The 24,321-nt window shown below is 61.0% G+C and carries 19 protein-coding genes; 5 read left to right on the top strand and 14 right to left on the bottom strand.

Annotated elements, in window-relative coordinates:
• Positions 1 to 351: 351 nt before the first annotated feature.
• From gcvT to gap, 14 genes are all read right to left on the bottom strand, one after another.
• On the bottom strand, positions 352 to 1,476 hold the full coding sequence (gene gcvT, locus AC07VO_RS16540; RefSeq protein WP_018926489.1) for a glycine cleavage system aminomethyltransferase GcvT: 1,125 nt from the start codon (positions 1,474 to 1,476) through the stop codon (positions 352 to 354).
• Between the two features lie 33 nt (positions 1,477 to 1,509).
• The gene (locus AC07VO_RS16535) at positions 1,510 to 2,886 is read right to left on the bottom strand and encodes an L-serine ammonia-lyase (protein ID WP_495007617.1); all 1,377 of its coding nucleotides are present in this window, start codon (positions 2,884 to 2,886) and stop codon (positions 1,510 to 1,512) included.
• A gap of 180 nt (positions 2,887 to 3,066) precedes the next feature.
• Positions 3,067 to 5,919, bottom strand: a complete 2,853-nt coding sequence (gcvP, locus tag AC07VO_RS16530) for an aminomethyl-transferring glycine dehydrogenase (protein WP_495007616.1) — start codon at positions 5,917 to 5,919, stop codon at positions 3,067 to 3,069.
• A gap of 11 nt (positions 5,920 to 5,930) precedes the next feature.
• Positions 5,931 to 6,305, bottom strand: coding sequence for a glycine cleavage system protein GcvH (gene gcvH, locus AC07VO_RS16525; RefSeq protein WP_018926486.1), 375 nt, complete (start codon positions 6,303 to 6,305; stop codon positions 5,931 to 5,933).
• A 272-nt stretch (positions 6,306 to 6,577) separates the two neighbouring features.
• Positions 6,578 to 6,727, bottom strand: a complete 150-nt coding sequence (locus tag AC07VO_RS16520) for a hypothetical protein (RefSeq protein WP_018926485.1) — start codon at positions 6,725 to 6,727, stop codon at positions 6,578 to 6,580.
• Between the two features lie 190 nt (positions 6,728 to 6,917).
• On the bottom strand, positions 6,918 to 8,429 hold the full coding sequence (gene gcsR / locus AC07VO_RS16515; protein ID WP_258613223.1) for a transcriptional regulator GcsR: 1,512 nt from the start codon (positions 8,427 to 8,429) through the stop codon (positions 6,918 to 6,920).
• Positions 8,430 to 8,574: 145 nt separating this feature from the next.
• Positions 8,575 to 8,934: a DUF5064 family protein gene (locus AC07VO_RS16510; RefSeq protein ID WP_086944502.1), complete on the bottom strand. Its 360-nt coding sequence runs from the start codon at positions 8,932 to 8,934 to the stop codon at positions 8,575 to 8,577.
• Between the two features lie 66 nt (positions 8,935 to 9,000).
• Positions 9,001 to 9,930 carry a carbamate kinase gene (arcC, locus tag AC07VO_RS16505; protein WP_018926482.1) on the bottom strand — a complete coding sequence of 310 codons (930 nt, stop codon included), beginning with the start codon at positions 9,928 to 9,930 and terminating at the stop codon, positions 9,001 to 9,003.
• Between the two features lie 188 nt (positions 9,931 to 10,118).
• Positions 10,119 to 11,129 carry an ornithine carbamoyltransferase gene (locus tag AC07VO_RS16500; protein ID WP_018926481.1) on the bottom strand — a complete coding sequence of 337 codons (1,011 nt, stop codon included), beginning with the start codon at positions 11,127 to 11,129 and terminating at the stop codon, positions 10,119 to 10,121.
• Positions 11,130 to 11,198: 69 nt separating this feature from the next.
• A complete protein-coding gene (arcA, locus tag AC07VO_RS16495) occupies positions 11,199 to 12,455 on the bottom strand; it encodes an arginine deiminase (RefSeq protein ID WP_111454761.1) in 1,257 nt (418 codons plus the stop codon).
• Positions 12,456 to 12,506: 51 nt separating this feature from the next.
• Positions 12,507 to 13,934: an arginine-ornithine antiporter gene (gene arcD, locus AC07VO_RS16490; RefSeq protein ID WP_018926479.1), complete on the bottom strand. Its 1,428-nt coding sequence runs from the start codon at positions 13,932 to 13,934 to the stop codon at positions 12,507 to 12,509.
• Positions 13,935 to 14,380: 446 nt separating this feature from the next.
• Entirely contained in the window at positions 14,381 to 15,712 is a 1,332-nt protein-coding gene (locus AC07VO_RS16485) for a CoA transferase (protein ID WP_495007615.1), read from the bottom strand.
• Between the two features lie 206 nt (positions 15,713 to 15,918).
• Entirely contained in the window at positions 15,919 to 16,383 is a 465-nt protein-coding gene (locus AC07VO_RS16480) for a methylglyoxal synthase (protein ID WP_349746590.1), read from the bottom strand.
• A gap of 18 nt (positions 16,384 to 16,401) precedes the next feature.
• Positions 16,402 to 17,403, bottom strand: coding sequence for a type I glyceraldehyde-3-phosphate dehydrogenase (gene gap, locus AC07VO_RS16475; RefSeq protein ID WP_007934706.1), 1,002 nt, complete (start codon positions 17,401 to 17,403; stop codon positions 16,402 to 16,404).
• Positions 17,404 to 17,622: 219 nt separating this feature from the next.
• Here gap and edd point away from each other — a divergent pair, with 219 nt between their 5' ends.
• The 5 genes from edd to AC07VO_RS16450 all read left to right on the top strand — a co-directional run bounded on the left by edd (position 17,623) and on the right by AC07VO_RS16450 (position 24,237).
• Positions 17,623 to 19,449 carry a phosphogluconate dehydratase gene (gene edd / locus AC07VO_RS16470; RefSeq protein WP_018926475.1) on the top strand — a complete coding sequence of 609 codons (1,827 nt, stop codon included), beginning with the start codon at positions 17,623 to 17,625 and terminating at the stop codon, positions 19,447 to 19,449.
• Positions 19,446 to 20,396, top strand: coding sequence for a glucokinase (locus tag AC07VO_RS16465; protein ID WP_086944506.1), 951 nt, complete (start codon positions 19,446 to 19,448; stop codon positions 20,394 to 20,396). Before edd ends, AC07VO_RS16465 begins: the two co-directional genes overlap by 4 nt.
• A gap of 160 nt (positions 20,397 to 20,556) precedes the next feature.
• Entirely contained in the window at positions 20,557 to 21,288 is a 732-nt protein-coding gene (locus AC07VO_RS16460) for a response regulator (RefSeq protein ID WP_007934711.1), read from the top strand.
• Positions 21,278 to 22,747, top strand: a complete 1,470-nt coding sequence (locus AC07VO_RS16455; RefSeq protein WP_018926473.1) for an ATP-binding protein — start codon at positions 21,278 to 21,280, stop codon at positions 22,745 to 22,747. Before AC07VO_RS16460 ends, AC07VO_RS16455 begins: the two co-directional genes overlap by 11 nt.
• A gap of 230 nt (positions 22,748 to 22,977) precedes the next feature.
• Positions 22,978 to 24,237 carry a D-mannose isomerase gene (locus tag AC07VO_RS16450; RefSeq protein WP_495007614.1) on the top strand — a complete coding sequence of 420 codons (1,260 nt, stop codon included), beginning with the start codon at positions 22,978 to 22,980 and terminating at the stop codon, positions 24,235 to 24,237.
• Positions 24,238 to 24,321 lie beyond the last annotated feature (84 nt).

The following is a 24,321-nucleotide window of genomic DNA, read 5'->3' as shown; positions in this document are numbered from 1 at the left end:
TCGTGAAAGAGTACTGGGGCTGGTTGCAGGAGAGTAAGAAGACGTCGAACGGGATGTAGCTAACTTGTAGGCTACTGCCCAGGTCACGATTTCCAAGCGACCCATGCAAACACAGTGAACAAACTCTACGCCAACTACGGGAGAAAAAACAAGCCCCGCGAAGGCCCGGATTTCCTCAGGTTGATGGCAATTAGAGTGGTCACTAGTGCGGGCTTATTCGATCGAGTTGTTCATTGCTTTTCGATTGTTATAAGTAGCGTTCATAAACGAAACGTATGCACTATTTTATGGCGGTTGCGTTACAGATTAGTGCACTGTTAACGCAACCGCGTTACTTATAGAAACAGTCAATCAGCCACGATAGTAGCGTTGTGGAACAAATGGCATTTTGCTTACAAGCAAAGGCACCTTTTTCCCACGCACAATGGCCCAAACTGGCGTTTCCAAAACGGTATAAGCGCTGTCGAGGTAACCCATGGCCAAAGGACCGCCCAAGGTCGGACCGAAGCCGCCGCTGCAAACGCTGCCGATGATTTCGCCAGCTTCGTTGACGATCTCTGCACCTTCACGCACCGGTGTACGTTCCTGCGGCAGCAGGCCAACGCGCTTGCGGCTGACACCGGTTTGCTGTTGGGCGAACACGGTTTCGGCGCCAGGGAAGCCGCCGGCCCGCGCACCATCGGCACGTCGGGGCTTGGAGATGGCCCACAGCAGGCTTGCTTCGATCGGCGTGGTTTCGGTGTTCATGTCGTGGCCGTACAGGCACAGACCGGCTTCCAGGCGCAGGGAATCGCGGGCGCCGAGGCCGATGGCCTCGACTTCCGGTTCGGCCAGCAGGGCGCGAGCCAGCGCTTCGGCGTTGGCCGCCGGCACGGAGATTTCGTAACCGTCTTCGCCGGTGTAGCCCGAACGGCTGACAAAGCAGTCCACGCCCAACAGTTTCACGCGGGTGAACTGCATGAAGGTCATCTTCGCAACTTCCGGTGCCAGGCGTGCGAGCACGGTGACGGCAGCCGGGCCTTGCAGAGCGAGCAGGGCACGCTCTTCGAACAGCGGTTCAATGGTGCACTGGTCGCCGATGTGCTTGCGCAGGTGCGCCAGGTCCTGGTCCTTGCAGGCGGCGTTGACCACCAGGAACAGTTCGTCGTTACCGAGGTTGGCGACCATCAGGTCGTCGAGGATGCCACCGGCCTCGTTGGTGAACATCGCGTAGCGCTGCATGCCCACCGGCAGGTCGATGATGTCCACCGGCACCAGGGTTTCCAGGGCTTTGGCGGCGTTGGCACCGGTCAGGCGGATCTGGCCCATGTGCGAGACATCGAACAGCCCGGCCTGATCACGGGTGTGCTGGTGTTCTTTCATCACGCCCAACGGGTATTGCACCGGCATGTCATAACCGGCGAACGGCACCATGCGGGCGCCGAGTTCGAGGTGCAGTGCGTGCAACGGGGTCTTCAACAGTTGTTCGGTGGACATATACAGCTCCTGAAAATAGTGCAGATGCGCGCATCAGCACTCGATAATGTTGACCGCCAAACCGCCACGGGCGGTTTCCTTGTATTTGCTTTTCATGTCGGCGCCGGTCTGGCGCATGGTGCGGATGACCTTGTCGAGGGAGACGAAGTGCTGACCGTCGCCACGCAGGGCCATGCGCACCGCATTGATGGCCTTGACCGACCCCATGGCGTTGCGCTCGATGCAAGGCACTTGCACCAGTCCGCCAATCGGGTCGCAGGTCAGGCCGAGGTTGTGTTCCATGCCGATTTCGGCCGCGTTTTCCACCTGCTGCACCGTACCGCCGAGCACTTCGCACAAGGCGCCGGCCGCCATGGAACAGGCAACGCCGACTTCACCCTGACAGCCGACTTCGGCGCCGGAGATCGAGGCGTTTTCCTTGTACAGAATGCCGATTGCAGCGGCCGTCAGTAGAAAACGCACCACGCCGTCTTCGTTGGCTCCGGGGATGAAGCGCATGTAGTAATGCAGCACCGCCGGGATGATGCCGGCTGCACCATTGGTGGGCGCAGTGACCACGCGTCCGCCGTTGGCGTTTTCTTCATTGACCGCCAGGGCGTACAGGTTGACCCAGTCCAGTACCGACAGTGGATCGCGCAGCGACGATTCCGGGTTTTTGCACAGTTGCCGATGCAGCGCCGCCGCCCGCCGTTTGACCTTCAGCCCACCGGGCAGGATGCCTTCGTTGCGGCAACCGGCGGCGACGCAGTCTTGCATCACTTGCCAGATCTTCAGCAGTCCGGCGCGGGTTTCCGCTTCCGGGCGCCAGGCGCTTTCGTTGGTCAGCATCACCTGACTGATCGATAAACCGTAGGTGCTGCAGTGACCAAGCAAGTCCTTGGCGCTTTTGAACGGGAAGGTCAGCGGCGTGGCGTCTTCAACGATGCGGTCGGCGCCGGCCGCGTCTTCATCGACCACGAACCCGCCACCGACCGAGTAATACTCGCGGCTGCGCACTTGCAGGCCGGCCGCGTCGAATGCGCGAAAGATCATGCCGTTGGGGTGATAGGCCAACGGTTTTCGAATCATTGCCAGGTGTTCTTTCTCGTTGAACGCGATGCTGTGTTCACCGAGCAGGTTCAAGCGACCGCTGCTGCGAATCTCTTGCAGGCGGGCGGTGACGGTTTCGGTGTCCACGGTGTCCGGGTGTTCGCCTTCCAGGCCCAGCAATACGGCCTTGTCACTGCCGTGGCCTTTGCCGGTGGCGCCGAGCGAGCCGTAGAGCTCGATTTTGACGCAGGTAGTTGCCGATAGCAGCCCTTCACGGCGCAGACCTTCGGCGAAGCGCGCAGCGGCACGCATCGGGCCGACGGTGTGGGAGCTGGAGGGGCCGATACCAATTTTGAACAGGTCGAACACGCTTAACGACATGGTTGTTCTCCGGTTTTCTTGTTATAGGCGTTAGATGAAACCGTAGGAGCGAGGCTTGCCCGCGAAGGCGTTGTATCAGCCACCATCAATGCTGAATATGAAATCGCCTTCGCGGGCAAGCCTCGCTCCTACAGAGAGTGCGGTGTTCTTGAGGGGGGCGAGCAACTCGCCCCCCTTAGATCAAGCGTAGCTTTCGATCGACGGGCAGGCGCAGACCAGGTTGCGATCGCCAAACACGTTGTCGACGCGACCGACCGGTGGCCAGTACTTGGCTTCGATCAGCGACGCTACCGGGTAAACGGCTTGCTCGCGGCTGTACGGATGAGTCCACTCGCCGACGATTTCCGCAGCGGTGTGCGGGGCGTTTTTCAGCGGGTTGTCATCCTTGTCCAGCGTGCCGTTTTCCACCGCGCGGATTTCTTCGCGGATGCGGATCATGGCGTCGCAGAAGCGGTCCAGTTCTTCCTTGGATTCGCTCTCGGTCGGCTCGATCATCAACGTGCCGGCCACCGGGAACGACATGGTCGGGGCGTGGAAGCCGAAGTCGATCAGGCGCTTGGCCACGTCATCGACGCTGATGCCGCTGCTGTCTTTCAGCGGACGCAGGTCGAGGATGCATTCGTGCGCCACCAGACCGTTGCTGCCGGTGTACAGCACTGGATAGTGCTCTTCGAGGCGACGGGAAATGTAGTTGGCATTCAGGATCGCCAATTGCGAAGCGCGCTTGAGGCCGGCGCCACCCATCATACGAATGTACATCCAGGTGATCGGCAGAATGCTCGCGCTGCCGAACGGTGCCGCGCAGACCGCGCCTTCCTTGCGTTCCATCTGGGCGTGGCCCGGCAGGAACGGCGTCAGGTGCGACTTGACGCCAATCGGGCCGACGCCTGGGCCGCCACCGCCGTGTGGGATGCAGAAGGTTTTGTGCAGGTTCAGGTGCGATACGTCGCCGCCGAACTTGCCCGGTGCGCAGAGGCCGACCATGGCGTTCATGTTCGCGCCATCGATATACACCTGGCCGCCGTTGTCGTGAATGATGCCGCAGATTTCGCGGATGCCTTCTTCGAACACACCGTGGGTCGACGGGTAGGTGATCATCAGTGCGGCGAGGTGTTCGCGATGCTCGATGGCCTTGGCACGCAGGTCTTCGATGTCGACGTTGCCGCGGGCATCGCACGCGGTCACAACCACACGCATGCCGGCCATGTTGGCGGTGGCCGGGTTGGTGCCGTGGGCGGACGACGGGATCAGGCAGATGTCGCGACGGTCTTCGCCACGGCTCTGGTGGTAGGCACGGATCGCCAACAGACCGGCGTATTCACCCTGGGAACCGGCGTTCGGTTGCAGGGAGATCGAGTCGTAACCGGTGGCGGCGCAGAGCATCGCTTCCAGTTCATCGGTCAGTTGCTGATAGCCGGCGCTTTGCTCGGCCGGAGCGAACGGGTGCAGGGCACCGAATTCAGCCCAGGTCACCGGGATCATTTCGCTGGCGGCGTTGAGTTTCATGGTGCAGGAACCCAGCGGGATCATGGTGCGATCCAGGGCCAGGTCCTTGTCCGCCAGTTTGCGCAGGTAGCGCATCAGCTCGGTTTCGGAGTGATAACGGTTGAACACCGGGTGGCTGAGGATTGGCGATTGGCGAACCAGTGCGGCCGGGAGGGTGCTTTGGACCGAGGCGGCGAGGGCAGCGAAGTCCGGCAGTGCCTTGCCGTCGGCCAGCAGGTTCCACAGGGTTTCGACGTCAGCCTGGCTGCTGGTTTCGTCGAGGGACAGACCCAGACGCTCAGCATCGACCACGCGCAGGTTGATCTTCTGCGCATGAGACTTTTCGTGCAGGGCAGCTGTTTGCGCGCCGGTTTTGATCGTCAAGGTGTCGAAGAAGCTGGCTTGCTCGACGCTCAGGCCCAGTGCGCTCAAGCCTTTGGCGAGGATCGCGGTCAGGTGATGAATGCGATTGGCGATCTGCGTCAGGCCTTTCGGGCCGTGGTACACGGCGTACATGCTGGCGATGTTGGCCAACAGCACCTGGGCGGTGCAGATGTTGCTGGTGGCTTTCTCGCGACGGATGTGTTGCTCGCGGGTCTGCATGGCCAGGCGCAGGGCCGGCTTGCCGAAACGGTCCACGGAAACGCCGACCAGACGGCCCGGCATGTCGCGCTTGAACGCATCCTTGGTGGAGAAGTACGCCGCGTGCGGGCCACCGAAGCCCAGCGGAACACCGAAGCGTTGCGCGCTGCCGATGGCCACGTCGGCGCCGAACTCGCCCGGCGGGGTCAGCACGGTCAGGGCCAGCAGGTCAGCAGCGACCGCGACCAGCGCATTCGCCGCGTGGAAGCGCTCGGTCAGTTCGCGGTAGTCGAACACGTCACCGTTGCTGGCCGGGTATTGCAACAAGGCGCCGAAGAACGGCGTCACGTCGGTCAGTTCACGCTCGTCGCCCACCACAACGTCGATGCCCAAAGGCTCGGCACGGGTGCGCAAAACGTCGAGGGTTTGCGGGTGGCAATGAACGGAGGCGAAGAAGGCGTGGCTGCCTTTGTTCTTGCTCAGGCGTTTGCAGAAGGTCATCGCTTCGGCGGCAGCGGTGGCTTCGTCCAGCAGCGAGGCGTTGGCGATCGGCAGGCCGGTCAGGTCGCTGATCAGGGTCTGGAAGTTCAGCAGCGCTTCGAGACGACCCTGGGAAATTTCCGGTTGGTACGGGGTGTAGGCGGTGTACCAGGCCGGGTTTTCCAGCAGGTTGCGCAGGATTGGCGACGGCGTGTGAGTGCCGTAGTAGCCCTGACCGATGTAAGTCTTGAACAGCTGGTTTTTACCGGCGATGGATTTGATCAACGCCAGGGCATCGGCTTCGCTCAGGCCGTCTTCAAGGCCGAGGATGCTGGTGCCTTTGATACTGTCGGGAATCACGCTGGCGCTCAGGGCTTCCAGGGAGTCGAACCCGAGGCTGTTGAGCATGGCTTGCTCGTCGCCTGCACGCGGGCCGATGTGGCGGGTGATGAATTCGTTGGCGGTCGTCAGATTGACTTGAGTCATGTCGGCGCTCCTCAGGCTTGGGCAATCAGACGGTCGTAAGCGTCTTGATCCAGCAGTTGGCCGACAGCCGAGGCGTCGGTTGGCTTGAAGCGGAAGAACCAGCCTTCGCCCAGCGGATCTTCGTTGACCAGTTCAGGGCTGCTATCGAGGGCCGGGTTGGTCTCGACCACTTCTCCGTCCAGAGGCATGTACACGCCGCTGGCAGCTTTTACCGACTCCACGGTGGCGGCTTCTGCGCCTTTGTCGTAGGACTGCAGCTCAGGCAGTTGTACGAAAACCACGTCGCCCAGTGCGTTCTGTGCGAAAGCGGTGATGCCGACCGTAACGGTGCCGTCAGCTTCGGTGCGCAGCCATTCGTGATCTTCAGTAAAACGCAACTCGCTCATGGAAACTCCTAAGGGGGCCAGACTCGTCTGGTGGACGCGATGGAATGCAGGGGCAAAAACCCTGCTTTATAGGAGGTTACTAAGCAAAAAGGCGGCCAATGTTATTTTTATGTTTAAAAACAATAACTTATAAGTTTTCGTAAGCCGTTATATTTCTGCAGCTGTAGCGAAATCGCTACAGCCTGAAGCAAAGAAAAAAGCCTAGGTGGATCAAAGCCTTGGACAGCGGTGATCAGGATGGGGTGTATTGATATCATTCCACTGTAGCGCTTTCAGTACAGATGGAGGTCGCTTTTAATGGGTTTTTCCCGGTAATCCCTGAAGAAACCTTTTATGTAGGAGCGAGGCTTGCCCGCGAAGCTTTTAGCGGTCTTGATGGCCTCTTCGCGGGCAAGCCTCGCTCCTACAGTAATGCTGTTCACTTAAACACACTCTTCAGTCATGCCTACCTTTTGTGGCGAGCGAGCTTGCTCGCGCTGGGCTGCGTAGCGGCCCCAAAAATCTGACAACCATTGCCGATTTTTGTGAGTGCTGCGCACTCAAGCGGGAGCAAGCTCCCTCGCCACAGGTCTCTCTGACTCAATACTTCCTTAAGTGAACGGCATTGCGCTTCTACAGGGGCTTGTTGGGAATCCCGTACTTGCGCAACCGATGGGCAATCGCGGTGTGGGAGGTTTGCAGGCGGCTGGCCAGTTGGCGGGTCGAGGGGTAGCTGACGTAGAGCTTTTCCAGCAGGTCCTTCTCGAACGCTTCCATGGCCTGTTCGAGGCTGTCGACCTCAATGTCGCTCTGGCGCGCCACAGAGGTGCCGGCGATGTCGAGGTCGCCGATGTCCACCAGGCTGCTTTCGCAAATCGCCGCGGCGCGGAAGATCACGTTCTGCAATTGCCGTACGTTGCCTGGCCAGCGATTGCCCAGCAGCGCCGGGTAAGTGCCGGGGGCCAGGCGACAGACCGGGCGCTGGATCTGCGCGCAGGCCTGCTGCATGAAGTAACGCGCCAGCAGCAAAATGTCCTGGCCGCGCTCGCGCAGGGGCGGGACTTCGACATTCAGCACGTTGAGGCGATAGAACAGGTCTTCGCGGAAAGTGCCTTCGCTGACCATTTTTTCCAGGTCGCGATGGGTCGCGCTGAGGATCCGCACGTTGACCTTCACTTCGCGATCGCCGCCAACCCGACGGAAGCTGCCGTCGTTGAGAAAGCGCAGCAGTTTCGCCTGCAAATACGGCGACATTTCACCGATCTCGTCGAGAAATACCGTGCCCTGGTTGGCCAGTTCCATCAGCCCCGGCTTGCCGCCCCGTTGCGCCCCGGTGAAAGCGCCGGGGGCGTAGCCGAACAGTTCGCTTTCGGCGAGGTTTTCCGGCAATGCCGCGCAGTTCAAGGCCAGGAACGGCGAACTGTGGCGGGCGCTGATGGCGTGGCAGGCGCGGGCCACCAGTTCTTTGCCGGTGCCGGTTTCACCCTGGATCAGCAACGGTGCATCGAGGGCTGCGACGCGCTGGGCGCGGGCCTTGAGCGTACGAATCGCCGGGGATTCGCCGAGCAGCGCATCGAAACCTTCAGCGTGATCGTGGTGCAGCGCCGAGAGGCGTTCACCGATGCGGTTCGGTTGATACAGGGTCAGCAGGGCGCCGGCGTCGGTGATCGGCGTGGCATCCAGCAGCAGGGTTTGACCGTTGACGGTGATCTCGCGCAGCGGCAGGCGGAAGCCGTTTTCCAGCAATGTGTCGAGCAGCACCGGGTCGGCAAACAGCTCGCTGATGCTTTCACCCGCCGGTTCGCGACCGTACAGGGCAATCAGTGCCGGGTTGGCCAGCAGCACCTTGCCGGCGCTGTCCAGGGCCAGCACCGGGTCGGTCATGGCGGCGAGTAGCGCATCGAGCTGCAAGTGACGGCGTTGGCCGGGAAGGATGTCGACCACCGTCACCGCTTGTACACCACGCACGTTGAACAGCGCATCGCGCAGCTCTTCGAGCACGGCCGGGCTCAAGGTCGGGGCGTCGATGTAGACGTTGGGTGGCACCATTTCCACCGCATCCAGATTGAGATTGCGCCCACCGAGCAGGGCCAGGACTTCCTGGGTGATACCGACGCGGTCGATGAAACTGACGTGGATGCGCATGGGGCGGTTTGGTTCTGGAGTGCGGAGGGTGGCAAGTATGCCTTGGGGCGGGCCAATGGTGAAATCCTGTACAGGACTTCATGACAACGATGATCTCCTGTGGGAGCGGGCAAGCCCCGCTCCCACAGGTTCAGCGTTCACCGTTTTATCCCAGGTGTTCAGGTTTGACCGGGTCGCCGGATTTGATGTCGAGTTGGGCCCGCACGTCTTCAAACATTTCGTCGTAGTACTTGTGCATGGCGCCGATGTTGGCGGTCTTGGGCATGCCGTACTTTTGCGCGATGCGCGTGGCGTGGCGGGCAAAGTCGAAGGCCTGGTCCTTGGGCAGATAAAACGCTTCATTCAGCTCCTTGCCCTCGACCGAACCACGCAGCGTGAAGAGCATGCCTTGGCCTTCCTTGGGATCCTGAGCAATTTTGTATTCGATGTGCAGGTTGTAGCTGTAATCGTCCTTGTTCAGCGCATGGCGCTCGATGTGCAGGTGTCCGGGTTCGAACGTAGCCATTGGCGTCTCTCCTTCAAAGGCATTGAATCAGGGCAGACCTCACGCCTGCCCCCCCTGCGTTTCTTTCTATTGATAACTGATGCCAGGCGTCGCTGTGCTGATACGGGTGCCGGCTTTGCCCTGGATGATCGCTTCGATGTCCGAGAGTGAACCGATTACCGCGACTTTCCCAGTATGGCGGGCGAACTCGCAAGCCGCCTGGACCTTTGGTCCCATGGAGCCGGCGGCGAAGCCGAGTTTGTCCATTTCATCGGGGTGAGCCTGGGCGATGGCTTTCTGGGTGGGCTTGCCGAAATCGATAAAGGCCGCATTGACGTCAGTGGCGATCACCAATAGATCACTTTCCAACTGTTCGGCCAGCAACGCCGAGCACAGGTCTTTGTCGATCACCGCTTCCACACCCTGCAGTTTTCCGTTGGCGTCGTAAATCGTCGGGATGCCGCCACCACCGGCGCAGATCACGATGCTGCCTTTTTCCAGCAGCCACTTGATCGGGCGGATTTCGAAGATACGTTTGGGTTTCGGGCTGGCGACCACGCGCCGGAACTTGTCGCCGTCCGGGGCGATGGCCCAGCCTTTCTCGGCGGCGAGTTTCTCGGCGTCGGCCTTGGAATAAACCGGGCCGATCGGTTTGCTGGGGGCCTGGAACGCCGGGTCGTTGGGGTCGACTTCGACCTGGGTCAGCAGGGTGGCGAAGGGCACTTCGAAGTCCAGCAGGTTGCCCAGTTCCTGTTCGATGATGTAGCCGATCATGCCGTCGGTTTCGGCGCCGAGTACGTCCAGCGGGTAAGGCGAAACCTGGCTGTAGGCCGCCGCTTGCAGCGACAACAGGCCGATCTGCGGACCATTGCCGTGGGCGATCACCAGTTGGTTGCCGGGATGAATCTTGGCGATCTGTTCGGTGGCGATCCGGATGTTCGCGCGCTGGTTGTCCGCGGTCATGGGCTCACCCCGGCGGAGCAGGGCGTTACCGCCCAGAGCAATGACGATACGCATAGTGCAGATCCTTTCAGAATTCGGTGAGCCCCGTGGGAATGCCGCTCGGGACGCTCCGCGATCATCAGTTCGGTGAGCCCTGTAGGAGCGAGGCTTGCCCGCGAAGCTTTTAGCGGTCTTGAGGGTCTCTTCGCGGGCAAGCCTCGCTCCTACGGGTTCAGTGGATGATTACAAACCAGTGTGCAGCCTCAGATATCCGCCAGCGCCGACACCAGAATAGCCTTGATGGTGTGCATACGGTTCTCCGCTTGCTCGAAGGCGATGTTGGCCGGCGATTCGAAGACTTCTTCAGTCACTTCGACGCCGTTGGCCAGGTGCGGATAGCGTGCGGCGATGTCCTTGCCGACCTTGGTTTCGCTGTTGTGGAACGCCGGCAGGCAGTGCATGAACTTCACGCGCGGGTTGCCCGAGGCCTTCATCATGTCGGCGTTGACCTGGTACGGCAGCAGTTGCTCGATGCGCTCGTCCCACGCTTCCACCGGCTCACCCATCGACACCCAGATGTCAGTGTGGATGAAGTCCACGCCCTTGACCGCGGCTTTCGGGTCTTCGGTGATGGTGATGCGCGCACCGCTCTCTTCGGCGAAGGCTTTGCACTGATCGATGAAGTCCTGATGCGGCCACAGCGCTTTCGGTGCGGCGATGCGCACGTCCATGCCGAGTTTGGCGCCGATCATCAGCAACGAATTACCCATGTTGTAGCGCGCATCGCCCAGGTAGGCGTAGCTGATGTCGTGCAGCGGTTTGTCGCTGTGTTCGCGCATGGTCAGGGTGTCGGCGATCATTTGCGTCGGGTGGAATTCAGCGGTCAGGCCGTTGAATACCGGTACGCCGGCGAACTTGGCCAGCTCTTCGACGATTTCCTGTTCGAAACCACGGTACTCGATGGCGTCGAACATCCGCCCCAGCACGCGGGCGGTGTCCTTCATGCTTTCCTTGTGGCCGATCTGCGACGACACCGGGTCGATGTAGGTGACGTGGGCGCCCTGGTCATGGGCCGCGACTTCGAAGGCGCACCGGGTGCGGGTCGAGGTTTTTTCGAAGATCAGCGCGATGTTCTTGCCTTGCAGGTGCGGACGCTCGGTGCCGGTGTATTTTGCGCGCTTGAGGTCGCGGGACAGGTCCAGCAGGTAGTGCAGCTCGCGAGTGGTGTGGTGCATCAGCGAGAGCAGGCTGCGGTTGCGCATATTGAAAGCCATGATTGGATCTCCTTGGGTTTCGGTTATCCCCTCGGCCGTGCTGGATAAGCATCGGCCAAGGCTCGAAAGTTAATAATCGATAGGGTCGCGAATGATCGGGCAGGTCATGCAGTGGCCACCGCCACGCCCGCGCCCGAGCTCACTGGCGCTGATGGTGATGACCTCGACGCCGGCCTTGCGCAGCAGGGTGTTGGTGTAGGTGTTGCGGTCGTAGCCGATGACCACGCCTGGCTCCACCGCCACCACGTTGTTGCCGTCGTCCCATTGCTCGCGTTCGGCGGCAAAGGCGTTACCGCCGGTTTCGACAACGCGCAGCGCCTTGAGGTTGAGGGCCTTGGCCACGGTGTCGAGGAAGCTGGTTTCTTCACGGCGCACGTCGATGCCGCCCGGTTTGCTTTCATCGGGGCGCAGGCTGAAGGCGACGATCTGCTTCACCACTTCCGGGAAAATCGTCACCAGGTCGCGGTCGCAGAAGCTGAACACGGTGTCCAGGTGCATCGCCGCGCGGGATTTCGGCAGGCCGGCGACGATGACTCGTTCCACGGCTTTGTTCTTGAACAGGTTGACCGCCAATTGGCCGATGGCCTGGCGGGACGAGCGCTCGCCCATGCCGATCAATACCACGCCGTTGCCGATCGGCATCACGTCACCGCCCTCAAGGGTAGCGTTGCCGTGGTCCTGGTCGGGGTCGCCGTACCAGATCTGGAAGTCGGCGTTGGTGAACTGCGGGTGGAATTTGTAGATGGCGGTGGCCAGCAAGGTTTCCTGACGACGCGCCGGCCAGTGCATCGGGTTCAGGGTCACGCCGCCATAGATCCAGCAGGTGGTGTCGCGGGTGAACTGGGTGTTGGGCAGCGGCGGCAGAATGAAGCTGGAATGACCGAGGAAGTCGCGGAACATCTGAATGGTCTTGCCACCGAAACTGTCCGGCAGGTCATCGGCGGAAACCCCGCCGATGAGGAATTCGGCGATCTTGCGTGGCTCCAGGCTACGTAGCCAGGCCCCCACTTCATGGACCAGGCCGAGACCGACCGAATTGGCGGTGATCTTGCGCTCCAGAATCCAGTCCAGCGCTTCAGGCATCGCGACGATGTCGGTCAGCAGGTTGTGCATTTCCAGCACGTCGACACCACGCTCGCGCATTTTGGTGACGAAGTCGAAGTGGTCGCGTTTGGCTTGGGCGACCCACAGCACATCATCGAACAGCAGTTCGTCGCAGTTGTTCGGGGTCAGCCGCTGGTGGGCCAGGCCGGGGGAGCAAACCATGACTTTGCGCAGTTTGCCGGCTTCGGAATGGACGCCGTACTTAACTTTTTCCGTGGTCATTACCGTGTTCCTCCAGATCAAAACATTCAGGTGCTGCTTTTCATTACAGTGCTAAAGGGTCAGAAAGCCGGCATACAGCCCATAGGCCGCCACCAGGGCGCCTACGACGACGGCGGCGAAAATCAGCTTCTCGACGTTAGTGAAAACCGGTTTGTCGACTTCAAGTTTGGCCTTGGCGAACAGGATCGCGCCGGGGGCATACAGCAGGGCGGAGAGCAGCAGGTATTTGACGCCGCCGGCGTACAGCAGCCAGATCGCGTAGATCAGTGCGATGCCACCGATGACCAGGTCTTTGCTGCGCTCGGCCACAGCGTTTTCATAGCTCTCACCGCGCACTGCCAGCAGCAGGGCATAGGCCGCCGACCACAGATAGGGCACCAGGATCATCGAGGTAGCGAGGTAGATCAGCGACAGGTAAGTGCTGGCCGAAAACAGTGTGATGATCAGAAACAGCTGCACCATCGCGTTGGTCAGCCACAGCGCGTTGGCCGGTACAAGGTTGGCGTTTTCACGGCGCAAAAACGCCGGCATGGTGTGGTCCTTGGCGGCAGCGAACATGATCTCCGCGCACAGCAACACCCATGACAGCAACGCCCCGAGCAAGGAAATGATCAGGCCGACGCTGATCAGCACCGCGCCCCAATGACCAACCACATGTTCCAGCACCGCGGCCATCGACGGGTTCTGCAGTTTCGCCAGCGCAGGTTGGGTCATGATCCCCAGGGACAACACGTTCACCAGCATCAGGAACAACAGCACGGTGATGAAGCCGATGACGGTGGCTTTACCCACGTCGCTGCGTACTTCGGCACGGGCCGAGAAAATGCTCGCGCCTTCGATGCCGATGAACACCCACACGGTGACCAGCATCATGTTGCGCACCTGGTTCATCACACTGCCCAGGTCAGGGTTTTTGATGCCCCAGATGTCGGCGGTGAAGATCTCCAGTTTGAACGCGAACAAGGCGATCAACACGAACAGCAGCAGCGGTACGACCTTGGCGACGGTGGTTACCAGGTTGATGAACGCCGCTTCCTTGATTCCCCGTAAAACCAGAAAGTGCACCGCCCAAAGCAGCAGCGAGGCGCCGATTACCGAAGCCACGGTATTTCCCTCCCCAAAAATGGGGAAGAAGTAGCCGAGGGTGCTAAACAAGAGAACGAAGTAACCCACATTGCCCAGCCAGGCACTGATCCAGTATCCCCAGGCCGACGAGAAACCCATGTAGTCGCCGAAACCGGCCTTGGCGTAGGCATAAACACCGCCATCCAGCTCAGGCTTGCGATTGGCCAGGGTCTGGAAGACGAAAGCGAGGGTCAACATGCCCACTGCGGTGATTACCCAACCAATAAGAACAGCACCGACATCCGCACTGGCGGCCATGTTCTGGGGCAAAGAGAAGATTCCGCCACCAATCATTGAACCGACCACTAAAGCAACGAGCGCACCGAGTTTCAGTTTTCCGGGGGATTCAGACATAGCATGACTCCAGTGCAGGAGAAGAGAGACAACAGAGTAGTTCTGCTGGCTGTTCAATCAGCTGACATAGATCAGTGCATGGGCACATTCCATTGTTAATGAAAGACTTATGTATCTTTCTCGGACATAGCGGTATTACCGGGGAAGCCCTGTTCAGAGGGGGGCAAGTCAGGTGGGCGTAAGCGGTATTGCTTGGGCTTTGAAATTAGTGTGTTTCTGCGGTTTCGCCAATTTTCTGATAACTGTTTATATGACAGATTTGATTTATCAGGTGCGCGGTACTGGAATTAATGAATAATCGTTATTTCGTTTTATCTGTTTAGTTAAAAATAACTACGTGACAGTGTTTGCAGTGACTGTTCTGGCCTCATCGCGGGCAAGCCACGCTCCCACAGGATCACGCTATACCTGTGGGAGCGGGCTTGCCCGCGAAAGCTATCTGGTGATCACCACCACTGCGCGCGATGGGCGCCCAGTTCCCCGGCCGGCAGCGCCCATTGCAGTGGTGTCCCGGTGATCTTCAACGGCACCTGTAACCGATGGGCCGGTCCCCACGGCGTTTGCTCAATCAACATCCCTTGATCGTGGTCATCCTCTGCGCGCAACGGCTCGTTGGTTCCGGCGCCATGTTCGATCAACAGCTTCGCCGTCCGTGCCAGCGACAGCCGCGCAGAGCCACCGTGCCCCAATAGCTTGATTGCACTGGCCGCCATCAAATACCCGGTGGCGTGATCAAGGGCCTGGACCGGCAGCGGTGTCGGTTTATCCGCCTTCTTCCAGTGCATGCCCGCGTCGGCAATCCCGCTGCTCATCTGCACCAGGCTGTCGAAGCCGCGGCGGTTTTGCCAGGGGCCGCTCCAGCCGTAAGCGTTGAGGCAAACATCGATCAGGCCGGGGGCCAGTGCCTGGCGTTGGGCGGTGCCGTAACCCAGGCGTTCCAAAGCATCGGCGCGGTAGCCGTGGAGCAGGATGTCGGCGTCCTTGAGCAGGCTTTCGAACACCGCGCGATCGGCTTTGTCGTGCAGATCCAGGCGCGCACAGCGTTTGCCCAGGGTGACTTCCGGCACCACGCCCGGTTCGTTCCAGGTCGGTGGGTCGATGCGCAGCACGTCGGCGCCGAGCCCGGCGAGGAAGCGGCTGGCGATCGGGCCGGCGAGCACTCGCGTGAGGTCCAGCACCTTGATCCCGGCCAACGGTTGCGCCACCGAGCCTTGCCACGGTTTGGCGGTTGGGCTGCCACCGACGTTGAACTGAATCAACGGCTCGGCGTTCACGGCTTGGCCTTGGGGGTGAGCTTGCCATTGCTTCCAGCTGCGCATCTCGGCGGCGCAACCACCGGCCTCGACCACTGCTTGTTCCAGATCGCTTTTCGCCCACTGAGCCACTTTGCTCGCCATCGCTGTGCGGTCGGCACAGGCGCCGAGCACTGACTCAGCAGCGGCGCGGTGATGGGGCGCGTTGGTGTGCAGGCGGATCCAGCCGTCCTTGGTCGCGTAGTCGCCGGCGACCGGATCCCACAACGGCGGGACGCTCCAGCCCACGGGGCGGATCGAGGTGGCGAACCAGAACGACGCCAGGCGGCGGTCGACTTCAAGGCTGGGCAAGCGACCGGTTTGTTGATGCAGCCGTTCGCTGGCGGCCTGGCCGGCGGCAGCAATGCTGGCGCAGGCCAGATCGGTCACGGCAAATGCCGAGGGCAGGGCGCCGCTCGAAGTGAACGGGATTGGGGTGTGAGGCAAGCCGAGTGCGGCTTGAATGGACGTGAGTAAATCAGTCATCGAAGGCCCTCCGGAGCGAGAGCCCGAGCATAGTTCAAAAAGACGGCTCGGCCAGATGAAATCCTGTAGAGAGAGCGGTGCGGCGCTCCGACTTGCCCGCGAAGTCGTTGACCGTGTTGCGACCTTCGCGGGCAAGCCTCGCTCCTACGGGGATATGCATTCCCGTGGGAGCGAGCCTGTTGTCACAGAGGATTTATGCCAGCGCTTTACCCACGCCCCTGCAGATAGGTCGCGTAATCCGGGATGCGGTGTTCGTGAGCCTGATCCATCAACGGGCTGCTGAGCAGGTAGTCGGCGCTGCATTCGTTGCAGGCCACGGGGATGTTCCACACCGCCGCGACCCGCAGCAACGCCTTGATGTCCGGGTCGTGGGGTTGCGGTTCGAACGGGTCCCAGAAGAACACCAGCATGTCGACGCGCTGCTCGGCGATTTGCGCGCCGAGTTGCTGGTCGCCGCCCAGCGGCCCGCTGATCATGCTTTCCACCGGCAGGCCGAGGCGTTGTTGCAACAACAACCCCGTGGTGCCGGTGGCGACCAGTTCATGCTGCGCGAGTTTGTCTTTCTGCCGCTCGGCCCAGTCCAGCAAAAACACTTTGCAATGGTCATGGGCGACCAGGGCGATACGCTTGCGCGCTGCCATGGTCTTTTGCGTAAAGCTGATACCGATCATCGGTTGCTGCTCCACGGTTTACTCGGCGTTGCAGAGTGCCAGGCAGTTATCGAGCATGCGGTTGGAGAAGCCCCACTCGTTGTCGTACCAGGCCAGCACTTTGAGCAGCTTGCCGCTGGACTTGGTGTGGTTGGCGTCGAAGATCGACGACAGTGGGTTGTGGTTGAAGTCGCTGGATACCAGCGGCAGGGCGTTGTAGCCGAGAATCTTCGAGTGTTGGCTGGCTTGTTTGAGCAGCGCATTCACTTCATCGGCCGACGCTTCGCGCTTGAGCTGCACGGTCAGGTCCACCAGCGACACGTTGATCACCGGAACACGCACCGCCATGCCGGTCAGTTTGCCCGCCAGTTCTGGCAGCACCAGGCCTACCGCTTCAGCGGCGCCGGTCTTGCTCGGGATCATGTTCTGGGTGGCGGAACGGGCGCGGTACGGGTCGGTGTGGTAGACGTCGGTCAGGTTCTGGTCGTTGGTGTAGGCATGGATGGTGGTCATCAGACCGCTTTCGATGCCCAGCTCGCGGTGCAGCACCTGGGCCACCGGGGCCAGGCAGTTGGTGGTGCACGAGGCGTTGGAGATGATCTGGTGCGACTGGCGCAGAATGTCGTGGTTAACCCCATAAACCACAGTGGCGTCGGCGCCTTTGGCCGGGGCCGAGATAATCACTTTGCGTGCGCCGGCCGTAATATGGGCGGCGGCTTTGGCACGGTCGGTGAACAGACCGGTGCATTCGAACACGACGTCGACCTTCTCCGCGGCCCAGGGCAGTTCGGCCGGGTTGCGAATGGCGCTGACCGAAATACGGTCGCCGTTGACGGTCAGGCTTTCCTGATCGTGCTGGACATCGGCATCGAATGTGCCGTGAACGGTGTCGTATTTCAGGAGGTGAGCATTCATCGAACTGTCGCCCAGGTCGTTGATTGCCACGATCTGCAGATCCTGACGATAGCCTTGGGTATACAGTGCGCGCAGGACATTACGGCCGATACGGCCAAAACCATTGATTGCGATTCGAAGAGTCATTTACAGCGCCGCCGTCGTTTTGTTGTTGGAATTACAAGATTATTCGCAAAAAAATAGAAAACAAGCCTTTTTAGTGGCAATATTTTGTTTTATCTACAACGAGTGACCTGAATCAACTGGTCCGAATGATCAAGAAAGCCGTCTGTCATCCCGATCACAACGGCGTTTGATCAGCATAGACAATCAGGTCGCCACATCCGTTAGCCTGGAGTTCTACACATGCATCCCCGCGTCCTTGAGGTCACCGAACGGCTTATCGCCCGCAGCCGCGCCACGCGTGAGGCTTACCTTGCATTGATCCGTGGCGCCGCCAGTGACGGCCCGATGCGCGGCAAGCTGCAATGCGCCAACTTCGCCCACGGCGTGGCCGGATGTGGCAGCGACGACAAGCACAGCCTGCGGATGATGAACTCCGCCAACATCGCAATTGTTTCGTCATATAACGACATGCTCTCGGCGCACCAGCCGTACGAAGTCTTTCCTGAACAGATCAAAAAAGCCCTGCGCGAAATCGGCTCCGTCGGCCAGTTCGCCGGTGGCACCCCGGCCATGTGCGATGGCGTGACCCAGGGCGAACCGGGCATGGAACTGAGCCTGCCGAGCCGTGAAGTGATCGCGTTGTCCACCGCCGTGGCGCTGTCCCACAACATGTTCGATGGCGCGCTGATGCTCGGCATCTGCGACAAGATCGTGCCGGGCCTGATGATGGGCGCGTTGCGCTTCGGTCATCTGCCGATGATTTTCGTGCCGGGCGGGCCGATGGTGTCGGGCATCTCCAACAAGCAGAAAGCCGATGTGCGTCAGCGCTACGCCGAAGGCAAGGCGACCCGCGAAGAGCTGCTGGAATCGGAGATGAAGTCCTACCACAGCCCTGGCACCTGCACGTTCTACGGCACCGCCAACACCAACCAGTTGCTGATGGAAGTCATGGGCCTGCACTTGCCGGGCGCCTCGTTCGTCAACCCGAACACCCCGTTGCGCGATGCCCTGACCCGCGAAGCGGCGCATCAGGTCACGCGCCTGACCAAGCAGAATGGCAACTTCCTGCCGATCGGCGAAATCGTCGACGAGCGTTCGCTGGTCAACTCCATCGTGGCCCTGCACGCCACCGGCGGCTCGACCAACCACACCTTGCACATGCCGGCCATCGCCATGGCTGCGGGCATCCAGTTGACCTGGCAGGACATGGCCGACCTCTCCGAGGTGGTGCCGACCCTGAGCCACGTGTACCCGAACGGCAAAGCCGACATCAACCACTTCCAGGCGGCGGGCGGCATGTCGTTCCTGATCCGTGAACTGCTGGAAGCCGGCCTGCTCCACGAAAACGTCAACACCGTGCTCGGCCACGGCCTGAGCCGCTACACCCAGGAGCCGTTCCTCGATAACGGCGAGTTGGTCTGGCGCGAAGGCCCGATCGAAAGCCTCGACGAAAACATCCTGCGCCCAGTGGCTCGTGCATTCTCGCCAGAAGGCGGTTTGCGGGTGATGGAAGGCAATCTCGGTCGTGGCGTGATGAAGGTCTCGGCAGTCGCCCTGGAAAACCAGGTCGTCGAAGCCCCGGCCATGGTGTTCCAGGATCAACAGGACCTGGCCGATGCGTTCAAGGCCGGTTTGCTGGAGAAGGATTTTGTCGCGGTAATGCGCTTCCAGGGCCCGCGCTCCAACGGCATGCCGGAACTGCACAAGATGACGCCGTTCCTCGGTGTGTTGCAGGACCGTGGCTTCAAAGTTGCGTTGGTGACTGACGGGCGCATGTCCGGCGCCTCGGGGAAAATCCCGGCGGCGATCCACGTCAGCCCCGAAGCTTATGTGGGCGGCGCTTTGGCACGGGTGCGTGAGGGCGATATCATCCGCGTCGATGGCGTCAAAGGCACCCTGGAGCTTAAGGTGGACGCCGAAGAATTCGCAGCACGCGAGCCGGCCAAAGGCCTGTTGGGCAACAACATTGGCACCGGTCGCGAACTGTTTGGTTTCATGCGCATGGCCTTCAGCTCCGCAGAGCAAGGCGCCAGCGCCTTTACTTCTGCCCTGGAGACGCTTAATTGAAACTGGCTTTGGTCGGTGACATCGGTGGGACCAACGCACGTTTCGCGTTGTGGAAAAACCAGCAGCTGGAATCGGTCCAGGTGCTGGCGACGGCAGACCACGCCAGCCCGGAAGAAGCGATTGCGCTGTACCTGAACGGGCTCGGCCTGGCGCCGGGTTCGATCGGTTCGGTGTGCCTGTCGGTGGCCGGCCCTGTGAGCGGTGATGAATTCAAGTTCACCAACAATCACTGGCGGCTCAGTCGCAAGGGTTTCTGCAAGACCTTGCAGGTGGATCAACTGCTACTGGTCAACGATTTTTCGGCCATGGCGCTGGGCATGACCCGCTTGCAGCCGGGCGAGTTCCGGGTGGTCTGCGAAGGCACGCCGGAGCCGTTGCGGCCGGCGGTGGTAATCGGCCCGGGCACAGGCTTGGGCGTAGGCACGTTGCTCGATCTGGGCGAGGGCCGTTTTGCCGCGTTGCCGGGGGAGGGTGGTCACGTCGATCTGCCGCTGAGCAGCCCGCGGGAAACCCAACTGTGGCAACACATCTACAACGAGATCGGCCATGTCAGCGCTGAAACGGCATTGAGCGGCAGTGGTTTGCCGCGAGTGTACCGGGCGATCTGCGCGGTGGATGGCCACACGCCTGTGCTCGACACGCCTGAGGCGATCACGGCGGCCGGGCTGGCGGGTGATCCGATTGCCCTGGAAGTGCTCGAGCAGTTCTGCTGCTGGCTCGGCCGCGTGGCCGGCAACAATGTGCTGACCACCGGTGCACGGGGTGGTGTGTACATCGTTGGTGGAGTGATTCCACGGTTTGCCGACTTTTTCGTTAAAAGCGGTTTCGCCCGGTGCTTTGCCGACAAGGGTTGCATGAGCGATTACTTCAAGGGCATTCCGGTGTGGCTGGTGACAGCGCCGTATTCCGGCCTTGTTGGCGCGGGTGTGGCGCTGGAGCAGGCCTGAGACCGCGTCACCTCATTCGCGGGCAAGCCTCGCTCCTACAAGGAATGTCACGAACCCTGTAGGAGCGAGGCTTGCCCGCGAAGAGGCCGGAACAGACAACATAGATCCATGATCGATCAGGCATAATCCTCCCTAACACAAACAACAAGGACGCCGCCCCGTGAGCTCAGTCAACAAGTCGATTTTGTTGGTCGATGACGATCAAGAGATACGCGAGTTGCTGGACACCTACCTGACCCGTGCCGGTTTCCAGGTCCGCACCACGCCCGATGGCGCAGGCTTTCGTCAGGCGCTGAACGAGGCGCCGAGCGATCTGGTGATCCTCGACGTGATGCTGCCGGACGAAGATGGTTTCAGCCTCTGCCGCTGGATCCGCCAGCACCCGCGCCAGGCCCACGTGCCGATCATCATGCTCACCGCCAGTTCCGATGAGGCCGACCGCGTCATCGGCCTGGAACTGGGCGCCGACGACTACCTCGGCAAACCCTTCAGCCCCCGTGAATTGCAGGCGCGGATCAAAGCCTTGTTGCGTCGCGCGCAGTTCGGTCAGGAGCGTTCCGGCGGTGAAGTGCTGGCCTTCGACGACTGGCGGCTGGACATGGTCAGCCATCGGCTGTTCCATACCGACGGCGAGGAAGTGATTCTCTCCGGCGCCGATTTCGCCCTGCTGAAACTGTTCCTCGATCACCCCCAGGAAATCCTCGACCGCGACACCATCGGCAACGCCACCCGTGGCCGTGACCTGATGCCGCTCGATCGCATCGTCGACATGGCGGTCAGCCGTTTGCGCCAGCGTCTGCGCGACACCGAAAAGCCGCCGCGGCTGATCCGGACCGTGCGTGGCAGCGGCTACCAATTGGCAGCCAACGTGGTTGCCGGCAATGGTCACTGAGTTCCTGCGCAAGCTCGCCGGGCGCGTGCCGGTGCCGCGCTCGCTGCTCGGGCGCATGTTGCTGCTGACCCTGTTGGCGGTGCTGTTTGCCCAGACGCTGTCGAGCGTGATCTGGGTTTCGCAACTGCGTGCTACCCAACTCGAAGGCCTGGTCACCAGCGCCCGCAGCCTGGCCCATTCGATGACGGCCAGCGTCAGTTATTTCCGCTCGTTGCCGGTGGCGTTCAGGCCGCTGGTGCTCGACCAGTTGCGCAGCATGGGCGGCACCCGGTTCGTGGTGACCCTCAACGACAAACCCTTAGGCATGGAAGTGCTGCCGATCACGCCGCGCAAAGAAGCGGTGCTCAAAGCGGTGGACGAGGTGCTGCGCCAGTCGCTGGGCCAGGACGCGGATATTTCGGTGACGTTCGTCAGCCCCGAAGACCTGCGGATCTTCAATAGCGGGCTGAAACTCGATGAATTGCCACGCTCCTGGGCGCACTACGCGTTGACCCTGGAGCCAGTGAATCCACCGGTACTGGTCACGCAAATCCAGATGGCGCCGGGGGAATGGCTGTACATCGCTTCGCTGTTGCCCGAGCCCTACACCAGTCTCGAAGAGCAAGGCCTGCCGGCACAGCAAGTCTGGTTCATCGTACTCACCAGCGGCTTCTTGCTCCTGTTCATCGGCCTGCTGGTGCACTGGCAGAGCCGACCGCTCAAGCGATTGGCGCGGGCGGCGCGGGACATGTCCCTGGGCGCCGACGTCGAACCGGTCGCTCAGGGGGGCGGCAGTGAAGTGGTGGAAGTCGGTCGCGCGTTCAATGCGATGCGTGAACGCATCAGCCGTTACCTGACCGAGCGCAGCCAGTTGTTCAGCGCGATTTCCCATGACTTGCGCACACCGATCACTCGGCTGCGACTGCGGGTTGAATTGCTTGAAGACGAAAAGCTGCAAGCCAAGTTCGGACGTGACCTGGATGAGCTGGAGTTGCTGGTCAAAGGCGCGCTGCAATGCGTGAAAGACACCGACATCCACGAAAACATCGAGCCGGTGGACCTCAACCACGTGCTCGACTGCCTGGTGGAACCGTATCTGGCGCCTAACGGCAATGGCCGCGTGACTCAGCAGGGGCGGGCGCTGGCGCCGTATCCCGGCAAGCCACTGGCGCTCAAGCGCTGCATCGGCAACCTGATCGACAACGCTTTGAAGTACGGGCAGAACGCGCATCTGCACATCGATGACGACGAGAGCGCGTTCGTCCTGCATGTCGACGACGAAGGTCCGGGTGTGCCGGAGCAGCGGCTGGAGCAAGTGTTCGAGCCGCACTTCCGCCTGGCCGGGCAGCAACAGGGTTATGGCTTGGGGCTGGGGATTGCCCGCAACATCGCCCATAGCCATGGCGGTGAAGTCAGCCTGCAAAACCTGCGTGAAGGCGGGTTGCGCGTGACGTTGCAGTTGCCGCGACCAATGGATTGAAAGCGACCCTGTGGTGAGGGGGCTTGCCCCCGTTGGGGCGCGGAGCGGCCCTGAAAGAGGGACTGCTGCGCAGTCCAACGGGGGCAAGCCCCCTCACCACAAGTAACCACTCACTTCAAAATCAGGGTGAATGTCACAACTTGGTGACAAAAGCCGCCCCCTTCGTTACCTGCCCGCCACCGACCGTTGTTTAGACTGGTCCCAGTCATAACAACAAAAAAAGGTATCGCATGGACACCTTCCAACCCGCCTTCAGCAGTTGGCTGAACGCGCCTGCCCATCAGCAGTGGCTCGCCGCCGAAGGCCTGCGCCTGTTGGCATTTGCCAGGGCTTCAAAGCTTCCCGAAGGTTTCGGCAACCTTGATGAAAAGGGGCGCCTGGCGGTCAACGCGCAAGCCGAAACCATGAACACCGCGCGCATGACCCACAGCTTCGCCATGGCCCACATCCAGGGTTTGCCGGGGTTCGCCGAGCTGGTGGATCACGGCATCAAAGCCCTCAGCGGGCCGCTGCGTGACGCCGAACACGGTGGCTGGTTCGCCACGCCCGAACACCGCGATGGCAATACCGGCAAAGCCGCTTACCTGCATGCCTTCGTGGCGTTGGCCGCGAGTTCTGCGGTGGTTGCCCAGCGTCCCGGTGCACAAGCCTTGCTCGATGATGCGATCCACATCATCGACAGCCATTTCTGGAGCGAGGAGGAGGGCGCCATGCATGAGTCCTTCAACCGCGACTTCAGTTGCGAGGAAGCCTATCGCGGCGCCAACAGCAACATGCACGCCACCGAAGCTTTCCTCGCCCTGGCCGATGTCACCGAGGACCACCGCTGGCTGATTCGCGCGCAGCGCATCGTCGAGCGTGTCATTCACGAACACGCCGCCGCCAACGATTACCTGGTGGTCGAGCATTTCGACCGCGACTGGCAGCCGCTGCGCGACTACAACCACGACAATCCGGCCGACGGTTTCCGCCCTTACGGCACCACGCCGGGTCATGGTTTCGAATGGGCGCGGTTGTTACTGCACCTTGAAGCGGCGCGGGTACAGGCCGGGATGCTCACGCCGGGCTGGTTGGCCACCGATGCGCAAAAACTCTTCGAACACAATTGCCGTCACGGCTGGGACGTCGACGGTGCGCCGGGCATTGTCTACACCCTCGACTGGGACAATCGCGCGGTGGTTCGTCATCGTTTGCACTGGACTCATTGCGAAGCCAGCGCCGCCGCCAGTGCGCTGCTAAAACGCACCGGTGATGAGCAGTACGAGCGTTGGTACCGACTGTTCTGGGAATTCTGTGACAGTCATTTCATCGACCGCTGCGATGGCAGCTGGCATCACGAGCTCGATCCGCTGAATCGCCCGAGCGCCGATATCTGGGCCGGTAAACCTGACCTGTATCACGCCTGGCAGGCTGTATTGATCCCGCGCCTGCCGCTGGCGCCGAGCATGGCCAGTGCGCTGGGGCAGTTGTCCCAGAGCGCTGCTGTGTAACCAGTCATGTAACCATGTGGTGACATTCGAACGTCCCTTCGTTACCTGCGAAGGTATGACTCCTGTTTAGAATCCATGCAGCGC

It is taken from the genome of Pseudomonas sp. GW821-FHT03E01 (genome assembly GCF_059420765.1).
Note: the sequence above shows the minus strand (reverse complement) of the source record. Positions and strands in the feature narration are given on the sequence as shown.

Coding starts and splice junctions, on each gene's coding strand:
- AC07VO_RS16535 (WP_495007617.1), bottom strand. CDS start 2,886: ATGTCGTTAAGCGTGTTCGACCTGTTCAAAATTGGTATCGGCCCCTCC.
- gcvT (WP_018926489.1), bottom strand. CDS start 1,476: ATGTCCACCGAACAACTGTTGAAGACCCCGTTGCACGCACTGCACCTC.
- AC07VO_RS16500 (WP_018926481.1), bottom strand. CDS start 11,129: ATGGCTTTCAATATGCGCAACCGCAGCCTGCTCTCGCTGATGCACCAC.
- AC07VO_RS16485 (WP_495007615.1), bottom strand. CDS start 15,712: ATGACTGATTTACTCACGTCCATTCAAGCCGCACTCGGCTTGCCTCAC.
- gcvP (WP_495007616.1), bottom strand. CDS start 5,919: ATGACTCAAGTCAATCTGACGACCGCCAACGAATTCATCACCCGCCAC.
- gcsR (WP_258613223.1), bottom strand. CDS start 8,429: ATGCGCATCCACGTCAGTTTCATCGACCGCGTCGGTATCACCCAGGAA.
- AC07VO_RS16450 (WP_495007614.1), top strand. CDS start 22,978: ATGGACACCTTCCAACCCGCCTTCAGCAGTTGGCTGAACGCGCCTGCC.
- gap (WP_007934706.1), bottom strand. CDS start 17,403: ATGACTCTTCGAATCGCAATCAATGGTTTTGGCCGTATCGGCCGTAAT.
- arcA (WP_111454761.1), bottom strand. CDS start 12,455: ATGACCACGGAAAAAGTTAAGTACGGCGTCCATTCCGAAGCCGGCAAA.
- arcD (WP_018926479.1), bottom strand. CDS start 13,934: ATGTCTGAATCCCCCGGAAAACTGAAACTCGGTGCGCTCGTTGCTTTA.
- arcC (WP_018926482.1), bottom strand. CDS start 9,930: ATGCGTATCGTCATTGCTCTGGGCGGTAACGCCCTGCTCCGCCGGGGT.
- AC07VO_RS16455 (WP_018926473.1), top strand. CDS start 21,278: ATGGTCACTGAGTTCCTGCGCAAGCTCGCCGGGCGCGTGCCGGTGCCG.
- gcvH (WP_018926486.1), bottom strand. CDS start 6,305: ATGAGCGAGTTGCGTTTTACTGAAGATCACGAATGGCTGCGCACCGAA.
- edd (WP_018926475.1), top strand. CDS start 17,623: ATGCATCCCCGCGTCCTTGAGGTCACCGAACGGCTTATCGCCCGCAGC.
- AC07VO_RS16480 (WP_349746590.1), bottom strand. CDS start 16,383: ATGATCGGTATCAGCTTTACGCAAAAGACCATGGCAGCGCGCAAGCGT.
- AC07VO_RS16510 (WP_086944502.1), bottom strand. CDS start 8,934: ATGGCTACGTTCGAACCCGGACACCTGCACATCGAGCGCCATGCGCTG.